Genomic DNA, 17,441 nt, shown 5'->3' on the forward strand with positions numbered 1-17,441 from the left:
GAAGGAATGACTTTCCTTCTTGACAACATTTATTTTTTAAGTATAATAAATGATGTCGAAACTGAATCGCTTGCCTAGTGGTGATAGCGGAGGGGAAACACCCGTTCCCATCCCGAACACGGAAGTTAAGCCCTCCAGCGCCGATGGTAGTTGGGGCCAGCGCCCCTGCAAGAGTAGGTCGCTGCTAGGCAGGCAAAAATGAGGGAGCTGTTTGGTTCTCTCATTTTTTTGCCTATTTCAAATGAGTCATTTTGAATGACGCCATTTTTAATCCTCTCCCCCAAAATGTAAAGCGTGATCATCGTTTCCTAGACCCCCTTTTTCATAAAAGCGACAGGAAACGGAAACTTGCGAAAGGGTGTCCTGCACGCCATGGGACACCCTCTTTTTTTATATGCGGCGGTTGACGGTCTGCTGCCTATTGGGACGATCATTCCCCTTTTTTAATCATAATTTTCTTTTTGGGTTCTTTGGGAATGAGGCGATGCAAGTGAATGAAGAGCAGGCCATGATGGTATGTCGCTTCAATGCGGTCCTCTTTGACCGGGAATGGCAGTGGAACGGTTTTTTCAAACCGGCCTTGGAAAATGCCTTCTTCTACTAATTCAAACCCTTTAAAGTTGAGATTGACTGTCGCCTTCACTTCCAGCGTTTTGTATGATACATACACTTCCGCGTCCTCGATTTTTTTCAGTCCGGGAAGGCTAATGACGATGAGCAGTTCGTTGTCTTTCTTGTATAGGTTCATGCCGGATGATGATTTGTTTGCCGACGGCAGCAACGGCTGAATGCTCCCCCAAAAATCGGTTTGGAAAAACTGCTCCCAATGCTTTGTCCAATCGGAAAACGGTGTGAACGGGTTTTGATCAGCCATGGCGTTTCCCTCCTCTGCTCCTTCATCATATGCCGCCCCGTCTGTTTGGTGATTGATAAAATACGAACATTTCCTTTTTAAAAATATTAAATGTTCGATTTTGTCTTGACACTTTGTTTCAAAACTTGTTAATATAAAAGTAGCTTCATAGTGTATCGCAATGTCCCTCATATAATTTTGGGAATATGGCCCAAAAGTCTCTACCCAATCACCGTAAATGATTGGACTATGAGGGAAAGGATCGGTTTTGGCTTTTTTTTTTCGATCAGCAACTGTCAAAGCCCAGAACGATGCTTTCCCTCGCTTATAAGAGGGAATGTATGTTCTGGGCTTTGTTGTTTTGTATTAAAGGGGTGGAACGTATGAGCCCGATCGTCGGGGTTGTGATGGGAAGCCATTCGGATTGGGAAACGATGCGGCATGCTTGCGCTGTTCTTGAGGAATTGGGGATTCCGTTTGAGAAAAAAGTCGTGTCGGCGCATCGGACGCCGGATGAGATGTTTCGGTATGCAGAAACGGCGGAGGAGAGGGGCATTAAAGTCATTATTGCTGGGGCCGGCGGTGCGGCTCATTTGCCGGGGATGATTGCGGCGAAAACGACGCTGCCGGTGATTGGGGTTCCTGTGCAGTCGAAGGCGTTGAACGGTTTGGATTCATTATTGTCGATCGTGCAAATGCCGGGTGGGGTGCCGGTGGCGACGGTGGCGATCGGCAAGGCGGGGGCGACGAACGCCGGGTTGCTCGCGGTGTCGATCGTTGGACTGTTTGAGCCGCGCTATATGGAGGCGCTCAAAGCGCGGCGGGAAGCGATTCGAAAACAAGTCGTGGAAAGCAGTGATCAGCTTGGCTAAGCGGTGGATTGTTCCCGGACAGACGATCGGCATTATCGGTGGGGGGCAGCTCGGGCGGATGATGGCTTTGGCAGCGCGTGAGATGGGGTTTCGCATCGCCGTGCTGGATCCGACGCCTGATTCCCCGTGCGGGCAAGTAGCCGATGTGGAAATCACCGCGCCGTACCATGATTTGGATGCGATAGCTGAACTGGCGCGCGTGAGCGATGTCATTACGTACGAATTTGAAAATATCGATGCGCAGGCGCTTGAGTGGCTGGAGGCAAACGCCTATGTCCCGCAAGGAAGCCGGCTGCTGGCGGTGACGCAAGACCGGGCGCTGGAGAAAGCGGTGATTGTCGAAGCCGGGTTGCCGGTGGCGCCGTATAGGGAAGTGGACGGATGGGATGAGTTGGAACAGGCCGTTGCCATGACCGGCTTTCCGTGCGTCTTGAAAACGCGGCGCGGCGGTTATGACGGCAAAGGGCAATATGTGCTGCGCGGCGAAGGCGATCTAGCCAAAGCGGCTGATTTGCTTGGACTTGGCCCATGCATTTTGGAAGGCTGGGTGCCGTTTGTGAAAGAAATGTCGGTCATTGTCGCCCGCAACCTCGATGGTGAGACGGCTGTTTTTCCAGTGGCGGAAAATGTTCATGTCGAGAACATTTTGCATCAAACGATCGTTCCGGCCCGAATTCCGGAAAGCGTGCAAGAGCGGGCCATTCGCTACGCGGAAGTGTTGGCCGCATCGTTTTCGCTCGTTGGGACGCTGGCCGTTGAAATGTTTTTGACGGCGGACGGGGATATTTATATTAATGAGTTGGCCCCTAGACCGCACAACTCGGGTCATTATACAATCAATGCATGTGCGACGTCGCAGTTCGCCCAGCACATCCGCGCCGTCTGCAACTGGCCGCTCGGCTCGACGGAGTTGTTAAAGCCGGCTGTGATGGTGAACCTTTTAGGGGAGCACGTCGGACCGGCCATCGGGCAGATCGGGGCGCTCGGCGGCGCAGCCTATCTCCATTTATACGGCAAGCATGAGGCGAAGCCGAAGCGAAAAATGGGCCATGTGACCGTACTGGCGGACGATGTTGAGGAAGCGCTGAGGCGAATCGAGTCGTGGCAAATTTGGCAAGATCGGAGGCTGGAACGAAGATGATTGAACGCTACACGAGACCGGAAATGGGAGCCATTTGGACGGAGGAAAACCGCTTTAAGGCGTGGCTTGAGGTGGAGTTGCTTGCCTGCGAAGCGTGGGCCGAACTTGGCGTCATTCCGAAAGAGGACGTCCGCCGCTTGCGGGAAAACGCGTCGTTTGACATCCGCCGCATTAAGGAAATCGAAGAAGAAACGCGCCATGATGTCGTAGCGTTTACGCGGGCGGTTTCGGAGACCCTCGGCGAGGAACGGAAATGGGTGCATTATGGTCTCACGTCGACCGATGTCGTCGATACGGCGCTCGGCTACTTGTTAAAGCAGGCGAACGCGATTTTGCGGCGCGATTTGGAAAACTTCATTCAAGTATTGAAAGAGAAAGCGCGCGAACATAAATATACGGTCATGATGGGGCGCACGCACGGCGTCCATGCCGAACCGACGACGTTCGGGCTGAAGCTGGCGCTTTGGTATGCCGAAATGCTCCGGAATTTGGAGCGGTTTGAACAAGCAGCCAAGATGGTGGAAGTCGGGAAAATTTCCGGAGCGGTCGGCACGTATGCCAACATTGACCCGTTTGTCGAGCAATATGTGTGCGAGAAGCTCGGACTGACGCCAGCGCCGATTTCGACGCAGACGCTGCAGCGCGACCGCCACGCTTACTATATGGCGACGCTCGCGCTCATCGCGACATCGATTGAAAAGTTCGCCGTTGAGATTCGCGGCCTGCAAAAAAGTGAGGTTCGTGAAGTCGAGGAGTTTTTCGCGAAAGGGCAAAAAGGCTCATCAGCGATGCCGCATAAACGCAATCCGATCGGTTCGGAAAATATGACCGGCATGGCGCGCGTCATTCGCGGGTATATGGTGACGGCGTATGAAAATGTGCCGCTTTGGCATGAGCGCGACATTTCCCATTCGTCGGCTGAGCGCATCATTTTGCCGGATGCGACGATCGCGTTGAACTATATGCTGAATCGGTTCGCGAACATTGTGAAAAACTTGTTGGTCTACCCGGAAAATATGAAGAAAAATATGGAGCGCACGTTCGGGCTCATTTACTCGCAACGCGTGTTGCTCGCTTTGATTGACAAAGGGATGACGCGCGAGGAAGCGTACGATTTGGTGCAGCCGAAAGCGATGGAAGCGTGGGAGCGACAAGTGCCGTTCCGCTCGCTGCTTGAGGCGGATGAGCGGATTACAAGCCGGCTCACCAAAGAGGAACTCGATGATTGCTTTGACTACCGCCATCATTTGAAACACGTCGATACGATTTTTGCCCGCTTAGGATTGGATTGAGCAGAAAACGGCTGGCTTTGGGCCGGCTGTCCGAGCGGAAAATTTTCAATCTTCTGGATAACGGAGGCGTTCATCATGCCGACAAAACAACAGCTGCTGTACGAAGGAAAAGCGAAAAAGATTTACGCGACCGATGCGCCGGGCGTGCTTTGGGTCGAGTACAAAGACAGCGCGACCGCATTTAACGGCGGGAAAAAGGCGACGATCGCCGGCAAGGGGCGGCTCAATAACGAGATTTCCAGCTTGTTGTTTTTGAAGCTGCGCGAAGCCGGCATCGCCAATCATTTTCTTGAAAAGCTGTCGCCGACCGAGCAGCTCGTCCAACAGGTGACGATCATTCCGCTTGAGGTGGTCGTGCGCAATGTTGTAGCGGGCAGCTTAGCGAAACGCATCGGCTTGGCGGAGGGAACGCCGCTTGAGGCGCCGCTTGTCGAGTTTTACTACAAAAACGATGATCTTGGCGACCCGCTGCTCGTGGAAGACCATATTGCGATTTTAAAACTTGCCAGCCGCGAGGAGATTGACCAGTTGAAACGCGAAGCGCTCAAAGTGAACGACGTGCTGGGCGCCCATTTTGTGGAACGAAAGGTGAGATTAATTGATTTTAAGCTGGAGTTCGGCCGCACGGCGGACGGGGCGATTGTTTTAGCCGACGAGATTTCGCCCGATACGTGCCGGCTGTGGGACGCTGACACGAACGAGAAGCTCGATAAAGACGTGTTTCGCCGCGATCTCGGCAGCTTGACGGAGGCGTATGAAGTCATTTTACAACGATTAGGGGGAAAATCGGCATGTACAAGGTAAAAGTATATGTGACGCTGCGCGAAAGTGTGTTGGATCCGCAAGGGACCGCGGTGAAAGGGGCGCTGCACAGCTTGTCATATACGGAAGTGAAAGATGTACGAATCGGGAAGTTCATGGAGCTTGTGATGGAAGAGAGCGGCCGCGACATCAACGAGATCGTTCGCGAGATGTGCGAAAAGCTGCTTGCCAATCCGGTGATTGAAGATTACCGCTATGAAATTGAGGAGGCCGTCGCCCGATGAAGTTTGCCGTCGTTGTATTTCCGGGATCGAATTGCGACGTCGACATGTATCATGCGATCGCCGATGAGCTTGGCGAGGAAGTCGAGTACGTCTGGCATGATGAGGACAACTTGGACCGGTTTGACGCCGTTTTGCTTCCGGGCGGATTTTCGTACGGCGATTACTTGCGTTCCGGAGCGATCGCCCGCTTTTCGAAAGTAATGGCTAGCGTCAAACAGGCGGCTGATGCCGGAAAACCGGTGCTTGGCGTGTGCAACGGGTTTCAAATTTTGCTTGAAGCCGGCTTGCTTCCTGGGGCGATGCGCCGCAATCAAGGGTTGAAGTTCATCTGCCGGCCGGTGCAGCTTGTGGTGGAAAACAATGGGACGATGTTTACATCCGCCTACGAAAAAGGGGAAGTCATTACGATTCCGATCGCCCATGGTGAAGGGAATTATTATTGCGATGAACAGACGCTCGAGCGCTTAGTGGAAAACAAGCAAATCGTGTTCCGCTACCATGGGGAAAACCCGAACGGCAGCCTCATGGATATTGCCGGTATCGTCAATGAGCGGGGCAATGTGCTTGGCATGATGCCGCATCCGGAGCGGGCGGTCGACGCCTTGCTCGGCAGCGCGGACGGGCTGAAACTATTTCGATCGATCGTCAACTATTGGAGGGAGACGCATGTCGTTACTGCTTGAGCCGAGCGCGGCGATGATCAAAGAACAACAATTGTACCGCGAGATGGGATTGACGGATGACGAATTTGCGCGCATTGAGGCGATTTTAGGAAGGCTGCCGAACTACACGGAAACCGGCATTTTTTCGGTAATGTGGTCGGAGCACTGCAGCTATAAAAACTCGAAGCCGGTGCTGAAAAAATTCCCGACCGACGGCCCGCACGTGCTGCAGGGGCCGGGCGAAGGCGCCGGGATCGTCGACATCGGCGACGGGTTGGCGGTGGTGTTTAAAATCGAAAGCCACAATCACCCGTCGGCGATCGAGCCGTATCAAGGGGCGGCGACCGGGGTCGGCGGCATCATCCGCGACGTCTTTTCGATGGGGGCGCGGCCGATCGCGCTGCTCAATTCACTTCGGTTTGGCGAACTGACGTCGCCGCGCGTCAAATATTTGTTCGAGCAGGTCGTCGCCGGCATTGCCGGGTACGGCAACTGCGTCGGCATCCCGACGGTCGGCGGTGAAGTGCAGTTTGATCCGTCGTATGAAGGGAATCCGCTTGTCAACGCCATGTGCGTCGGGATCATCTGCCATGAGGATATTCAGCGCGGCATTGCGACAGGAGTCGGCAACACGGTCATGTACGTCGGGGCGAAAACGGGCCGCGACGGCATCCACGGGGCGACGTTTGCATCGGAAGAGTTGAGCGAACAGTCGGAAGCAAAGCGCCCGGCCGTGCAAGTCGGCGATCCGTTTATGGAAAAACTGCTGCTGGAGGCGTGTTTGGAAGCAGTCAAGTCGGATGCGTTAGTCGGCATTCAAGATATGGGGGCGGCAGGGCTCACGAGTTCATCCGCCGAAATGGCAAGCAAAGGCGGATTTGGCATTGAAATGAATTTGGATCTCGTCCCGCAGCGCGAGACCGGCATGACGCCGTATGAAATGATGCTGTCTGAATCGCAGGAGCGGATGCTGCTTGTCGTCAAGCAAGGGCGGGAAGACGAAATCGCTGCGATTTTTGCCAAATACGGCCTAGAGGCCAAAGCAATCGGCAAAGTGACCGATGACAAAATGCTTCGTCTCTGGTTCCGCGGCGAGGTGGCGGCGGAAATTCCGGTGGACGCGCTGGCGAAAGACGCGCCGGTTTACCATAAGCCGTCGAAAGAGCCGGTTTACTACCGCGAATTTCAAGCGATGCCGCCGTATATTCCGCACATCGAAGACTACAACCAAACATTGCTCGGGCTCCTCGCCCAGCCGACGATTGCGAGCAAAGAATGGGTGTATGACCAGTACGACTATATGGTGCGGACGAATACGGTCGTCGCCCCCGGATCGGACGCGGCCGTCGTGCGCATCCGCGGCACGAACAAGGCGCTTGCGCTCTCCACGGATTGCAATTCGCGCTACTTGTACTTGGATCCGGAAGTGGGCGGGAAAATCGCCGTCGCCGAGGCGGCGCGCAACGTCGTTTGTTCGGGGGCGAAGCCGCTCGCGATTACGGACTGCCTTAACTTTGGCAGCCCGGAAAAGCCGGAGATTTTCTGGCAGCTCGAAAAAGCGGTCGACGGGATGAGCGAGGCGTGCCGGGCGCTCGGGACGCCGGTCGTGAGCGGCAACGTCTCGCTGTACAATGAAACGAACGGTGTGGCCGTCTACCCGACACCGGTCGTCGGCATGGTCGGGCTCATTGAGGACCTTTCGCATATTACCACCCAGCTATTTAAGCAAGTGGGCGACCTCATTTACGTGATCGGCGAGGCGAAGCCGGAGTTTGGCGGCAGCGAGCTGCAAAAATGGCTGGAAGGCCGCATTTTCGGAAAAGCACCGGAGATTGACTTAGAGGTGGAGGCAAGACGCCAGCGCCAGCTGCTGGCGGCGATCCGCGCTGGGGTCGTGGCGTCGGCGCATGATGTGGCGGAAGGTGGGTTGGCGGTCGCGTTGGCGGAGTGCCTGATGGGGGCTTTAGGGCTTGGCGCCAAGGTGACGGTCGGCGGCGACCTCGTCAGTGAACTGTTCGGCGAAACGCAATCGCGCTTTGTTGTTTCAGTGAAAAAAGAACATCAGGAAGCGTTTGAACAGCTCGTGGAAGCGAAGCGAATCGGCGAAGTGACAGACGACGGCATCTTGACAGTGAACGGGGAACAGGGGGAAACGGTCATCCGCCTTTCGGTTGACGAGATGCGAAACGTCTGGAAAGGGGCTATTCCATGCTTGCTGAAATCAAAGGATTGAACGAGGAGTGCGGCATTTTCGGCATTTGGGGGCATGAAGACGCCGCCCGGCTCACATATTACGGGCTTCACAGCCTGCAACACCGTGGGCAGGAAGGGGCCGGCATCGTGGCGGCGCATAACGGGAGCTTATCCGGTCATAAAGGACTGGGGCTGGTGACGGACGTGTTTCAAAGCGGCACGCTCGATGCACTCAAAGGGGCGGCGGCCATCGGTCATGTCCGCTATTCGACGGCGGGCGGGGGCGGCTATGAAAACGTGCAGCCGCTCTTGTTCCGCTCGCAAACCGGATCGATGGCGCTCGCCCATAACGGCAACTTGACGAACGCCATCGAGTTGAAGCTCGCGCTTGAAGGACAAGGAAGCATTTTTCAGACGACATCGGATACGGAAGTGTTCGCCCATCTCATCCGCCGCAGCCAAGCGCCGACGTTTGTCGGGCAAATGAAAGAGGCGCTAAGCCAGATCGAAGGGGCGTTTGCGTTTTTGCTGCTGACGGAAGAAGCGCTCTATGTGGCGCTTGACCCGCACGGCTTCCGGCCGCTGTCGCTCGGCCGGCTCGGCTCGGCGTATGTCGTGGCATCGGAAACGTGCGCGTTCGACGTCATCGGCGCCACATACGAGCGGGAAGTGGCGCCTGGGGAATTGCTCATCATCAGTCATGAAGGGGTGCATTCGGAACGGTTTGCTCCTAGGCAGCCGCGGTCGATTTGCAGCATGGAATACATTTACTTCGCCCGCCCGGACAGCCATGTCGACGGCATCAACGTCCATACGGCCCGCAAAAACTTAGGGAAACGGCTGGCGCTTGAGGCGCCGGCAGAGGCCGACATCGTCACCGGCGTGCCGGACTCGAGCATTTCGGTCGCCATCGGCTATGCGGAAGCGAGCGGCATCCCCTATGAATTAGGGCTCATCAAAAACCGTTACGTCGGCCGGACGTTCATCCAGCCGTCACAAGCGCTTCGTGAGCAAGGCGTGAAAATGAAGCTGTCACCGGTGCGCGGGGTTGTGGCCGGCAAGCGGGTCGTGATGGTCGACGATTCGATCGTGCGCGGGACGACAAGCCGGCGCATCGTCACGATGCTCCGTGAAGCGGGGGCCGTGGAAGTGCATGTGCGCATCAGCGCCCCGCCGATCACCCATCCTTGTTTTTACGGCATTGATACGTCATCAAGGGAAGAATTGATCGCGGCGAAACATTCGGTCGAAGAGATTCGCCGCTTGATCGGTGCGGATTCACTAGCGTTTCTCAGCCAGGAAGGGATGCTTGAGGCGATCGGGCGCCTGGACGTCTCGCCAGAGCGCGGGCAATGTTTGGCATGTTTCACTGGCCAATACCCAACCCGCATCGGCCGGGATGTCCGACCGTGCTTGACGGTGAAATAACATCGCGATGGAGAACGCGATTCGGTGTGAAGTTGGCTGCATGGCGGCCAAAGGGAGGATGGAATGTGGCAAACGCATATAAAGAAGCAGGGGTTGACATTGAGGCGGGTTACCAAGCGGTCGCTCTCATGAAACAGCACGTACAAAAAACGATGCGCCCGGAAGTGCTGGGCGGGATCGGCGGCTTTGGCGGTTTGTTCGATATATCGGCGCTTGGCTATCGCCAGCCGGTGCTTGTCTCCGGCACGGATGGCGTCGGCACGAAGTTGAAAGTGGCGTTTTTGCTTGACCGACATGATACAATCGGCATCGACTGCGTCGCGATGTGTGTCAACGATATTCTTGTCCAAGGAGCGGAACCGCTCTTTTTCCTTGACTATATCGCCTGCGGCAAGGCGGTGCCGGAGAAAATCGCCGCCATCGTCAAAGGGGTGGCCGACGGCTGCGTCGAAGCCGGCTGCGCCTTGATCGGCGGGGAAACGGCGGAAATGCCGGGAATGTATGAGGAAAATGAGTATGATTTGGCAGGGTTTGCGGTCGGCATTGCGGAAAAAGAACGATTGGTGACCGGGCAAACGATTCAAGCGAGCGATGTGCTGATCGGACTGCCTTCAAGCGGTCTCCACAGCAACGGCTACTCGCTCGTGCGCCGCATCGTGTTTGACCAAGCGAAGTTGGACGTTGACCGCATTTACGAGCCGCTTGCGGTTCCGCTCGGCGAGGAGTTATTGAAGCCGACACGCATTTATGCGAAACCGTTGCGTTCTTTGCTGCAGACGTTTACGATCAAAGGGATGGCTCATATTACCGGCGGCGGATTTATCGAAAACATTCCGCGCATGCTGCCTTCCGGGCTGGGTGCGCGCATTGAGCGCGGCTCATGGCCGGGGCTGCCGATTTTTGATTTGTTGCGCCAAAACGGCGGGCTTGAGGAAGAAGAGATGTTTTCCGTCTTTAATATGGGCATCGGCCTTGTGATGGCGGTCAGCCCGGAGGCGGCGGACTCGGTTGTCGATGCGCTGGCCCAGCAAGGGGAGGCCGCATACATTATCGGCGAAGTCGTCGAAGGGGAAGGCGTGTCGTTTGCCGGAGGGAACGGCGCATGAAACGGTTGGCGATCTTTGCGTCCGGGAGCGGCACGAACTTTCAAGCGATCGTCGACGCAGCCAAGCGCGGTGAGGTGCCCGCGGAAGTAGCGCTTTTGGTGTGCGACCGCCCGGGGGCGAAAGTCATTGAACGGGCGGCGCGCGAAAACGTGCCGGCGTTCGTGTTTTCGCCGAAAGAGTATCCATCGAAGGCGGCGTTTGAAAGCGAAATTTTGCGCGAGCTGAAGGAGCGGCGCATCGACTGGATTGCGCTCGCCGGCTATATGCGTTTGATCGGGCCGACGTTGCTTTCCGTCTATGAAGGGAAAATCGTCAACATTCATCCATCGCTGCTGCCGGCGTTTCCGGGCAAAGATGCGATCGGCCAGGCGTACCGGGCGGGCGTTTTGGAAACAGGCGTCACCGTCCATTATGTTGATGAAGGGATGGACACCGGGCCGGTCATCGCCCAGTGCGCCGTCCCGATCGTGCCCGGTGAGCCGATCGAGGTGCTTGAGGCGCGCATCCATCAAGTTGAACATGAGCTGTATCCAGCGGTGTTGCGCATGCTGCTAGGGGAGAAGGAACAACAGGAAGAAAGGATCGAGAATGATGGCAGTGAAACGAGCATTGATCAGCGTGTCCAATAAAGAAGGGATCATTCCGTTTGCAAAGCAATTGGCGGAACTTGGCGTCGACATCATTTCGACCGGCGGGACGAAACGGGCGCTTGAAGAGGCCGGCGTTCCGGTCATTTCGATCTCCGATGTCACCGGGTTTCCGGAAATTTTGGACGGGCGCGTCAAAACGCTGCATCCAGCCATCCATGGCGGCATTTTGGCGGTGCGCAGCGATGAGCGCCACCAAGCGGCGCTTAAAGAGCACGGCATCCGTCCGATCGATTTGGTCGTCGTCAACTTGTACCCGTTCCAGCAAACGATCGCCAAACCGGACGTGACGCTGGCCGAGGCGATTGAAAACATCGATATCGGCGGCCCGACGATGGTGCGGGCGGCGGCGAAAAACTATGCCGATGTCGCGATTGTCGTTGACCCGGCCGACTATCCAATGGTGATCGAAGAGCTGAAAACAACCGGTTCGATCCAAGCAAAGACGCGGCAGCAGCTGGCGGCGAAAGCGTTCCGCCATACGGCGGCGTATGATGCGATGATCGCCGAATATTTGACCGGTCTTGCCGGCGAAGAGTATCCGGAAACGCTCACCGTCACCTACACGAAAAAACAGTCGTTGCGCTATGGCGAAAATCCGCATCAATCGGCGGCGTTTTACGCCAAACCGCTCGGCGCGGCGTTCTCGATTGCCAAAGCGGCACAGCTGCACGGAAAAGAGCTGTCGTACAACAACATCAACGACGCCAATGCGGCCATCAACCTCATTCGCGAATTTCAAGAGCCAGCCGCAGCGGCGATCAAACATATGAACCCGTGCGGCGTCGGGGTCGGTGCCACGCTTCTTGAGGCATTTACGAAAGCGTACGAGGCCGATCCGGTCTCGATTTTCGGCGGCATTGTCGCCGTCAACCGGGAAGTGGACAAAGAAACAGCCGAACGGATGCACGACATCTTTTTGGAAATCGTCATCGCCCCATCGTTCAGCGACGAGGCGCTCGCCATTTTGACGAAAAAGAAAAACATCCGCTTGTTGACGCTTGATTTTGCCGCGCCGGACGTTAAGGAAAAAACGCTCGTTTCCGTCAATGGCGGCTTGCTTGTGCAAGAGGCCGATAAGTATACGCTTGAAGACGCCGAATGGAACATCGTCACGAAACGCGAGCCGACCGAGGCAGAGCGCGAACAGCTTCGATTTGCTTGGAAGGTTGTCAAACATGTGAAATCGAATGCGATTGTACTCGCCAAAAATGGGATGACGGTCGGCGTGGGCGCCGGGCAAATGAATCGAGTCGGCGCGGCCAACATTGCCATTGAACAAGCCGGGGAACAGGCGGTTGGCGCTGTGTTGGCGTCCGATGCGTTCTTCCCGATGGACGACACGGTTGAAGCAGCAGCAAAAGCCGGCATTACCGCGATCATTCAGCCGGGCGGCTCGATTCGCGACGCCGACTCGATTCGCAAAGCGGATGAGTACGGCATGGCCATGGTGTTTACCGGTGTGCGCCATTTCAAACATTAAACGGCGGCAAAAAGGAGAGGAAGACAATGAACGTTCTGGTAGTCGGACGCGGCGGGCGCGAGCATGCCATCGCCTGGAAAGCGGCGCAAAGCCCGCTTGTGGACAAACTGTACGCGGCGCCAGGCAACCCGGGCATCGGGGAAGTGGCGGAGCTCGTCGACATTGATGAGCTCGATATCGACGCGCTTGTGCAGTTTGCCAAGCAACGCGCAATCGATTTGACGATCGTCGGGCCGGAAGCGCCGCTTGCTTCCGGCATTGTTGACCGTTTTATGGCCGAGGGGCTTCGCATTTTCGGCCCAACTCAAGCGGCAGCGCTCATCGAAGGAAGCAAGGCGTTTGCCAAAGAGCTGATGAAGAAATACGGCATCCCAACGGCGGATCATGCGACCTTTGCGTCGTATGAAGAGGCGAAAGCGTACATTGAACAAAAAGGCGCGCCGATCGTCGTGAAAGCGGACGGATTGGCTGCCGGAAAAGGCGTGACCGTCGCCCAAACGGTGGAAGAAGCGCTGGCCGACGCGAAGGCAGCGCTTGTCGATGGCCAGTTTGGCACAGCCGGCTGCCAAGTCGTGATCGAGGAGTATTTGGAAGGCGAAGAATTTTCGTTTATGGCGTTCGTCAACGGCGAGAAAGTGTATCCACTTGCCATCGCCCAAGACCATAAGCGGGCGTATGACGGGGATGAAGGTCCGAACACCGGTGGGATGGGAGCGTATTCGCCAGTGCCGCAAATCTCAGCGGAGACGGTGGAAACAGCGCTGGAAACGATTTTGCGCCCGGCCGCCAAAGCGTTAGTGGCTGAAGGCCGGCCGTTTACCGGCGTGCTGTATGCTGGGCTGATCGAAACGGCAGCCGGGCCGAAAGTGATCGAATTCAACGCCCGTTTTGGCGATCCCGAGGCGCAAGTCGTGCTGCCGCGGCTGAAAACCGATTTGGTTGAAGCGATCCTCGCGGTGATGGAAGGAAAAGAGTTGGCGCTTGAGTGGACGGACGAAGCGGTGCTCGGTGTTGTGCTGGCTGCCAAAGGCTACCCGGGCGCCTATGAGCGCGGAGCGGCCATTCGGGGGGTGGATCGGCTTGATTCCGATGTGCTGCTATTGCATGCCGGGACGAAGCAAGAAGACGGTGCACTGTACACGAACGGCGGCCGCGTTCTTCTGGCAGCAGCGAAAGGGAGTACACTCGTTGAGGCGAAGGAAAAAGTGTATGAACAGTTGACGCGAATCGAAAGCGACGGGCTGTTTTACCGCCGCGACATCGGCCGGCGCGCTATCGAACGCGCCTCCGCCGCATATACACGTATGAAAGAGCGATAATTCCCCCGATTAACGCGGCCAATACGAACGACATATCGGTCATATATTCCAGCAACATGGTCAATCACTCCTTTGGGTGGAAGGTGTCCCGAATCTGGGACACCTTTTTGGCGTGATAATGGAACAATTCGGGCGGGGTCGAAGCCAACTTTCCTGAGAAGTCCGGGCGGCTCAAGACGCAAGTTCCAAGTAAATGGACGACAAGGCCGAAGCCAGTTCCCCGCAAAGTGGATGCCTCCGAACTTGACGAGACGAGGTCGCAGCATCTTCGTCCGCCGGCGCAACACGCGCCAGCACGACAGGAAACAGGTGCCATATGCAACCTTGTTCCAAGTTGACCGCATGATGTTCGTTACGTTGGATTGACAACGGCTTCTTTTTGTTCTTCAAGCAGCTGCTGGCGCTGCATGTTGTCAAACAAGGCCGTCAGCGGGCAAAAACGGGTAATCCCTTCACCGACTTTCATGGCCCCAAGCAAAGCGGCGAACAAGTACGATGTGCACCATGGCCGCCGGGCCAGGCGGGCGGTCGCCCACGCGACGACAGTCAAACCGAGCGTAATGCGAATGAGCGCATTCACAATGCCGATATTTGCCATTGGCTTGCCCCTCCTCATCTTTTTATTGTGAAAATCGCTTTCGTACGTTAAAATGATTATATGGAACGATTAGGAAACAAGGGACGGGGTGTCAATGGGCGAACAACGTTACCGCTGGAAAGGCAGCGAACTGCGTGAACAAGCAGCAGTGATTGAAGGCAAACAATCACCAACGAAAGTATTGGTGAATGCGACGTATTTGCACTCGTATTTTCGTGAATGGGTAAAAGGAAATATATGGATTCATGGCGACCGCATCGTGTATGCCGGAGAGCGTCTTCCCGATCGTGTCGACGAGGCGTGTGAGATCGTCGACTGCCGCGGGTATGTGCTCGTTCCCGGCTACATCGAGCCGCATGTCCATCCATTTCAATTATATAATCCCCGTTCCTTTGCCCGTTATGCAGCGGCGCGCGGGACGACGACGCTAGTGAACGATAACTTGTTTTTCCTTTTGCATCTGAATGATGACGAGGCGCTTTTGTTTTTGCAACAAAAGAATACGCTTCCAACTTCGATGTATTGGTGGTGCCGGTTTGATGGCCAAACGGAGCTGGAGCGCGAGGATGAGCAATTGTCCAACGTACGGATCAAACGATGGCTTGACCAGGAAACGGTCCTCCAAGGCGGCGAGCTGACATCATGGCCGAGACTCGTCAGCGGCGATGACATCGTTTTGTATTGGATGCAAGAGGCGAAACGGCGGCGTCGCAAAATCGAAGGGCATTTTCCGGGAGCGTCGGAAAAAACGCTTGTTAAAATGGCGCTGTTTGGCGCAGATGGCGACCATGAGGCCATGACGGGAAAAGAGGTGCGAACCCGTCTTTGGCACGGTTATACGGTCACGCTCCGCCATTCTTCGATTCGTCCGGACTTGCCGGTGCTGCTTGACCGGAATGGACGCTGGCACGTCAACACGATGCTCAAAGGCTTTTCATCAGCGCTCGGCGGGTTGGCGAGCTCGTACTCGAATACGGGCGATTTGGTTTTAATCGGCAAACATAAGGAAGATATGTTGCTCGCTTTCCGACGGATGAAGGAAATCGGCGGCGGCTTGGTGCTTGCCGAAAATGGCGAAATCGTATTTGAGCTTCCGCTTGGCGGCATGATGTCCGCGCTGGAGATGGAGTCATTGATCGACAAGGAAAAAGAGTTCATCCGTCTGTTGCGGGAGAGGGGATACCGCTTTGAAGACCCTGTGTATTCGTTGCTCTTTTTGCAGTCGACCCATTTGCCGTATGTGCGCATCACCCAGCGCGGCATTTACGATGTCATGCACAAAACGGTACTCTTTCCTTCGATAATGCGGTAAAATAAAAAAGAAAGGGTTGTGTGTCCATTGAAACATTGGCTGTTCGTCATCAGCTGCGCGGCATTGTTGTTAGGGGGCTGCACGACCAAAAGCGAGCCGAAGCAGGCTGAACCAGCCAAACCGGCTCCTCGGCAGGAGCAGCCGTCCAAGCCTCCGGTGGAGGAAAAACAAACGTTCCCGCTGACCGGGCTGCCGGCGAAAGGGAACGTTCATCAACGGGTCGTCGGCGTGATGGTCAACAACCATCCGAAGGCGCGCCCACAGTCGGGATTAAGCAAGGCGGACATCGTGTATGAGGTGCTCGCTGAGGGGGATATCACCCGCTTTTTGGCGCTTTACCAAAGCGAACAGCCGGAACGAGTCGGACCGGTGCGGAGTGCGCGTGATTATTATATTGATTTGAGCGAGGGCTACAATGCCATTTATGTTTGCCATGGATGGAGCCCGGAAGCGAAAGCGCGGCTCGAGCAGGGGGAAACCGATTATTTGAACGGGCTCTTTTATGACGGAACGCTGTTTAAGCGCGTTTCCTTCCGCAAGGCGCCGCACAACTCGTACATTACGTTTGCCAACATTGAAAAAGGGGCGGAACAAAACGGGTATGCTTGGACGGACGATGTCGCTCCGCTGCCGTTTCGCGCGGACAAACCGAGCGGGGAAAAGGCAGGGAAGGTCCACATCGCCTATTCGCACCGCTCGTACGCCCAAGTGGAATACCGCTATGCTCCGGAACGGCATGGGTATTACCGATACAGCGGCGGCGAGCAGACGGTCGATTACGATACGCGCGACCCGGTTGTGGCGCAAAACGTGATGATCATCGCCGCCCGCCATCAAGTGATCGACAGCCATGGGCGGCGCGACGTTGACCTCACGTCCGGCGGCCAAGGCTATTTGCTGCAAAACGGCATCATCCAGCCGATTGAATGGAAAAATGTCGACGGCCGGCTGCTGCCATACCGCGATGGGGCGCCGGTCGGGTTCGTGCCAGGCAAAACGTGGATCAATATCGTTCCGGAACTGGCGATCGTGCAATGGCGGTGACCCGAAAACGGCCGCCGGCGGGTTTTCCAAACCATAAACATAAAGAGGAGAGCGCCAACAGTCCACCAAATCGTTTTTCGCCAAAGCAAGGAGGAGACAAACATGCAAATCGACAAGCTGCGCGGCAGAGAGCTTGATCAACTGTTTAAAGCCATCTTGTCGCTGCGCGATTTGGAAGAGTGTTACCGTTTTTTCGATGATTTATGCACCGTCAACGAAATTCAGGCGCTTGCCCAACGTCTGGAAGTCGCCCGCATGTTGCGGGAAGGGTATACGTACCATAAAATTGAAACGGAAACCGGAGCGAGCACGGCGACCATTTCGCGCGTCAAACGCTGCCTCAACTATGGAAACGATGCCTATGCCATGGCGCTTGACCGCATTAAAGAGGAACAACCGCAAGAAGAGAATGAATCGGTGACAGACTAAGCAGGCAAGGAGATTC

The 17,441-nt window shown here is 55.8% G+C and carries 18 protein-coding genes, 1 rRNA gene and 1 riboswitch; of the genes, 16 read left to right on the forward strand and 3 right to left on the reverse strand.

All coding sequences use genetic code 11. The features are described from left to right. The first annotated feature begins 73 nt into the window (after window positions 1-73). Window positions 74-190, forward strand: a 5S ribosomal RNA gene (rrf, locus tag QSJ10_RS01390). A 240-nt stretch (window positions 191-430) separates the two neighbouring features. Here the strand turns inward: rrf and QSJ10_RS01395 are convergent. Further along, window positions 431-874, reverse strand: a complete 444-nt coding sequence (locus tag QSJ10_RS01395) for an Hsp20/alpha crystallin family protein (RefSeq protein ID WP_033016686.1) — start codon at window positions 872-874, stop codon at window positions 431-433. Between the two features lie 147 nt (window positions 875-1,021). Continuing rightward, a riboswitch (purine riboswitch) is annotated at window positions 1,022-1,123 on the forward strand. 113 nt (window positions 1,124-1,236) lie between these two features. On the opposite strand from QSJ10_RS01395, the gene purE reads away from it, so the two are divergent. The 12 genes from purE to purD all read left to right on the forward strand — a co-directional run bounded on the left by purE (window position 1,237) and on the right by purD (window position 14,042). Continuing rightward, window positions 1,237-1,725, forward strand: coding sequence for a 5-(carboxyamino)imidazole ribonucleotide mutase (gene purE / locus QSJ10_RS01400; RefSeq protein WP_033009939.1), 489 nt, complete (start codon window positions 1,237-1,239; stop codon window positions 1,723-1,725). Then, the gene (gene purK / locus QSJ10_RS01405) at window positions 1,709-2,866 is read left to right on the forward strand and encodes a 5-(carboxyamino)imidazole ribonucleotide synthase (protein WP_033016685.1); all 1,158 of its coding nucleotides are present in this window, start codon (window positions 1,709-1,711) and stop codon (window positions 2,864-2,866) included. Before purE ends, purK begins: the two co-directional genes overlap by 17 nt. Continuing rightward, window positions 2,863-4,158 carry an adenylosuccinate lyase gene (gene purB, locus QSJ10_RS01410; RefSeq protein ID WP_033009942.1) on the forward strand — a complete coding sequence of 432 codons (1,296 nt, stop codon included), beginning with the start codon at window positions 2,863-2,865 and terminating at the stop codon, window positions 4,156-4,158. Before purK ends, purB begins: the two co-directional genes overlap by 4 nt. A gap of 75 nt (window positions 4,159-4,233) precedes the next feature. Beyond that, window positions 4,234-4,962, forward strand: a complete 729-nt coding sequence (purC, locus tag QSJ10_RS01415) for a phosphoribosylaminoimidazolesuccinocarboxamide synthase (protein WP_053532546.1) — start codon at window positions 4,234-4,236, stop codon at window positions 4,960-4,962. Continuing rightward, on the forward strand, window positions 4,950-5,204 hold the full coding sequence (gene purS, locus QSJ10_RS01420; RefSeq protein ID WP_049624734.1) for a phosphoribosylformylglycinamidine synthase subunit PurS: 255 nt from the start codon (window positions 4,950-4,952) through the stop codon (window positions 5,202-5,204). The genes purC and purS overlap by 13 nt, the downstream gene beginning before the upstream one ends. After that, entirely contained in the window at window positions 5,201-5,887 is a 687-nt protein-coding gene (gene purQ / locus QSJ10_RS01425; RefSeq protein WP_049626472.1) for a phosphoribosylformylglycinamidine synthase subunit PurQ, read from the forward strand. Before purS ends, purQ begins: the two co-directional genes overlap by 4 nt. Further along, the gene (gene purL / locus QSJ10_RS01430; protein WP_053532547.1) at window positions 5,871-8,099 is read left to right on the forward strand and encodes a phosphoribosylformylglycinamidine synthase subunit PurL; all 2,229 of its coding nucleotides are present in this window, start codon (window positions 5,871-5,873) and stop codon (window positions 8,097-8,099) included. The genes purQ and purL overlap by 17 nt, the downstream gene beginning before the upstream one ends. Continuing rightward, window positions 8,075-9,487, forward strand: coding sequence for an amidophosphoribosyltransferase (gene purF, locus QSJ10_RS01435; protein WP_053532549.1), 1,413 nt, complete (start codon window positions 8,075-8,077; stop codon window positions 9,485-9,487). Before purL ends, purF begins: the two co-directional genes overlap by 25 nt. Before the next feature lie 65 nt (window positions 9,488-9,552). Further along, complete coding sequence (purM, locus tag QSJ10_RS01440) at window positions 9,553-10,593, forward strand: phosphoribosylformylglycinamidine cyclo-ligase (protein WP_033016678.1); 1,041 nt, start codon at window positions 9,553-9,555, stop codon at window positions 10,591-10,593. Beyond that, window positions 10,590-11,222, forward strand: coding sequence for a phosphoribosylglycinamide formyltransferase (gene purN, locus QSJ10_RS01445; protein ID WP_049624731.1), 633 nt, complete (start codon window positions 10,590-10,592; stop codon window positions 11,220-11,222). The genes purM and purN overlap by 4 nt, the downstream gene beginning before the upstream one ends. Next, window positions 11,185-12,723, forward strand: coding sequence for a bifunctional phosphoribosylaminoimidazolecarboxamide formyltransferase/IMP cyclohydrolase (gene purH, locus QSJ10_RS01450; RefSeq protein WP_049626469.1), 1,539 nt, complete (start codon window positions 11,185-11,187; stop codon window positions 12,721-12,723). The genes purN and purH overlap by 38 nt, the downstream gene beginning before the upstream one ends. A gap of 26 nt (window positions 12,724-12,749) precedes the next feature. Then, window positions 12,750-14,042: a phosphoribosylamine--glycine ligase gene (purD, locus tag QSJ10_RS01455; protein ID WP_053532551.1), complete on the forward strand. Its 1,293-nt coding sequence runs from the start codon at window positions 12,750-12,752 to the stop codon at window positions 14,040-14,042. On the opposite strand, the gene QSJ10_RS15515 is transcribed toward purD, so the two are convergent. Beyond that, complete coding sequence (locus tag QSJ10_RS15515) at window positions 13,996-14,100, reverse strand: EYxxD motif small membrane protein (RefSeq protein WP_325048220.1); 105 nt, start codon at window positions 14,098-14,100, stop codon at window positions 13,996-13,998. The genes purD and QSJ10_RS15515 overlap by 47 nt on opposite strands. A gap of 294 nt (window positions 14,101-14,394) precedes the next feature. Next, window positions 14,395-14,640 (reverse strand): YgaP family membrane protein, encoded by a 246-nt coding sequence (locus QSJ10_RS01460; protein ID WP_033009953.1) that lies wholly within the window; start codon window positions 14,638-14,640, stop codon window positions 14,395-14,397. A 94-nt stretch (window positions 14,641-14,734) separates the two neighbouring features. Here QSJ10_RS01460 and QSJ10_RS01465 point away from each other — a divergent pair, with 94 nt between their 5' ends. From QSJ10_RS01465 to QSJ10_RS01475, 3 genes are all read left to right on the forward strand, one after another. After that, the gene (locus QSJ10_RS01465) at window positions 14,735-15,952 is read left to right on the forward strand and encodes an adenine deaminase C-terminal domain-containing protein (protein WP_053532553.1); all 1,218 of its coding nucleotides are present in this window, start codon (window positions 14,735-14,737) and stop codon (window positions 15,950-15,952) included. Between the two features lie 27 nt (window positions 15,953-15,979). Further along, the gene (locus QSJ10_RS01470) at window positions 15,980-16,996 is read left to right on the forward strand and encodes a DUF3048 domain-containing protein (RefSeq protein ID WP_049624729.1); all 1,017 of its coding nucleotides are present in this window, start codon (window positions 15,980-15,982) and stop codon (window positions 16,994-16,996) included. A gap of 102 nt (window positions 16,997-17,098) precedes the next feature. After that, window positions 17,099-17,425 (forward strand): YerC/YecD family TrpR-related protein, encoded by a 327-nt coding sequence (locus QSJ10_RS01475; protein WP_033016672.1) that lies wholly within the window; start codon window positions 17,099-17,101, stop codon window positions 17,423-17,425. The last annotated feature ends 16 nt before the right edge of the window (window positions 17,426-17,441 follow it).

It is taken from the genome of Geobacillus stearothermophilus ATCC 12980 (assembly GCF_030369615.1).
Classification (GTDB): Bacteria; Bacillota; Bacilli; order Bacillales; family Anoxybacillaceae; genus Geobacillus; species Geobacillus stearothermophilus.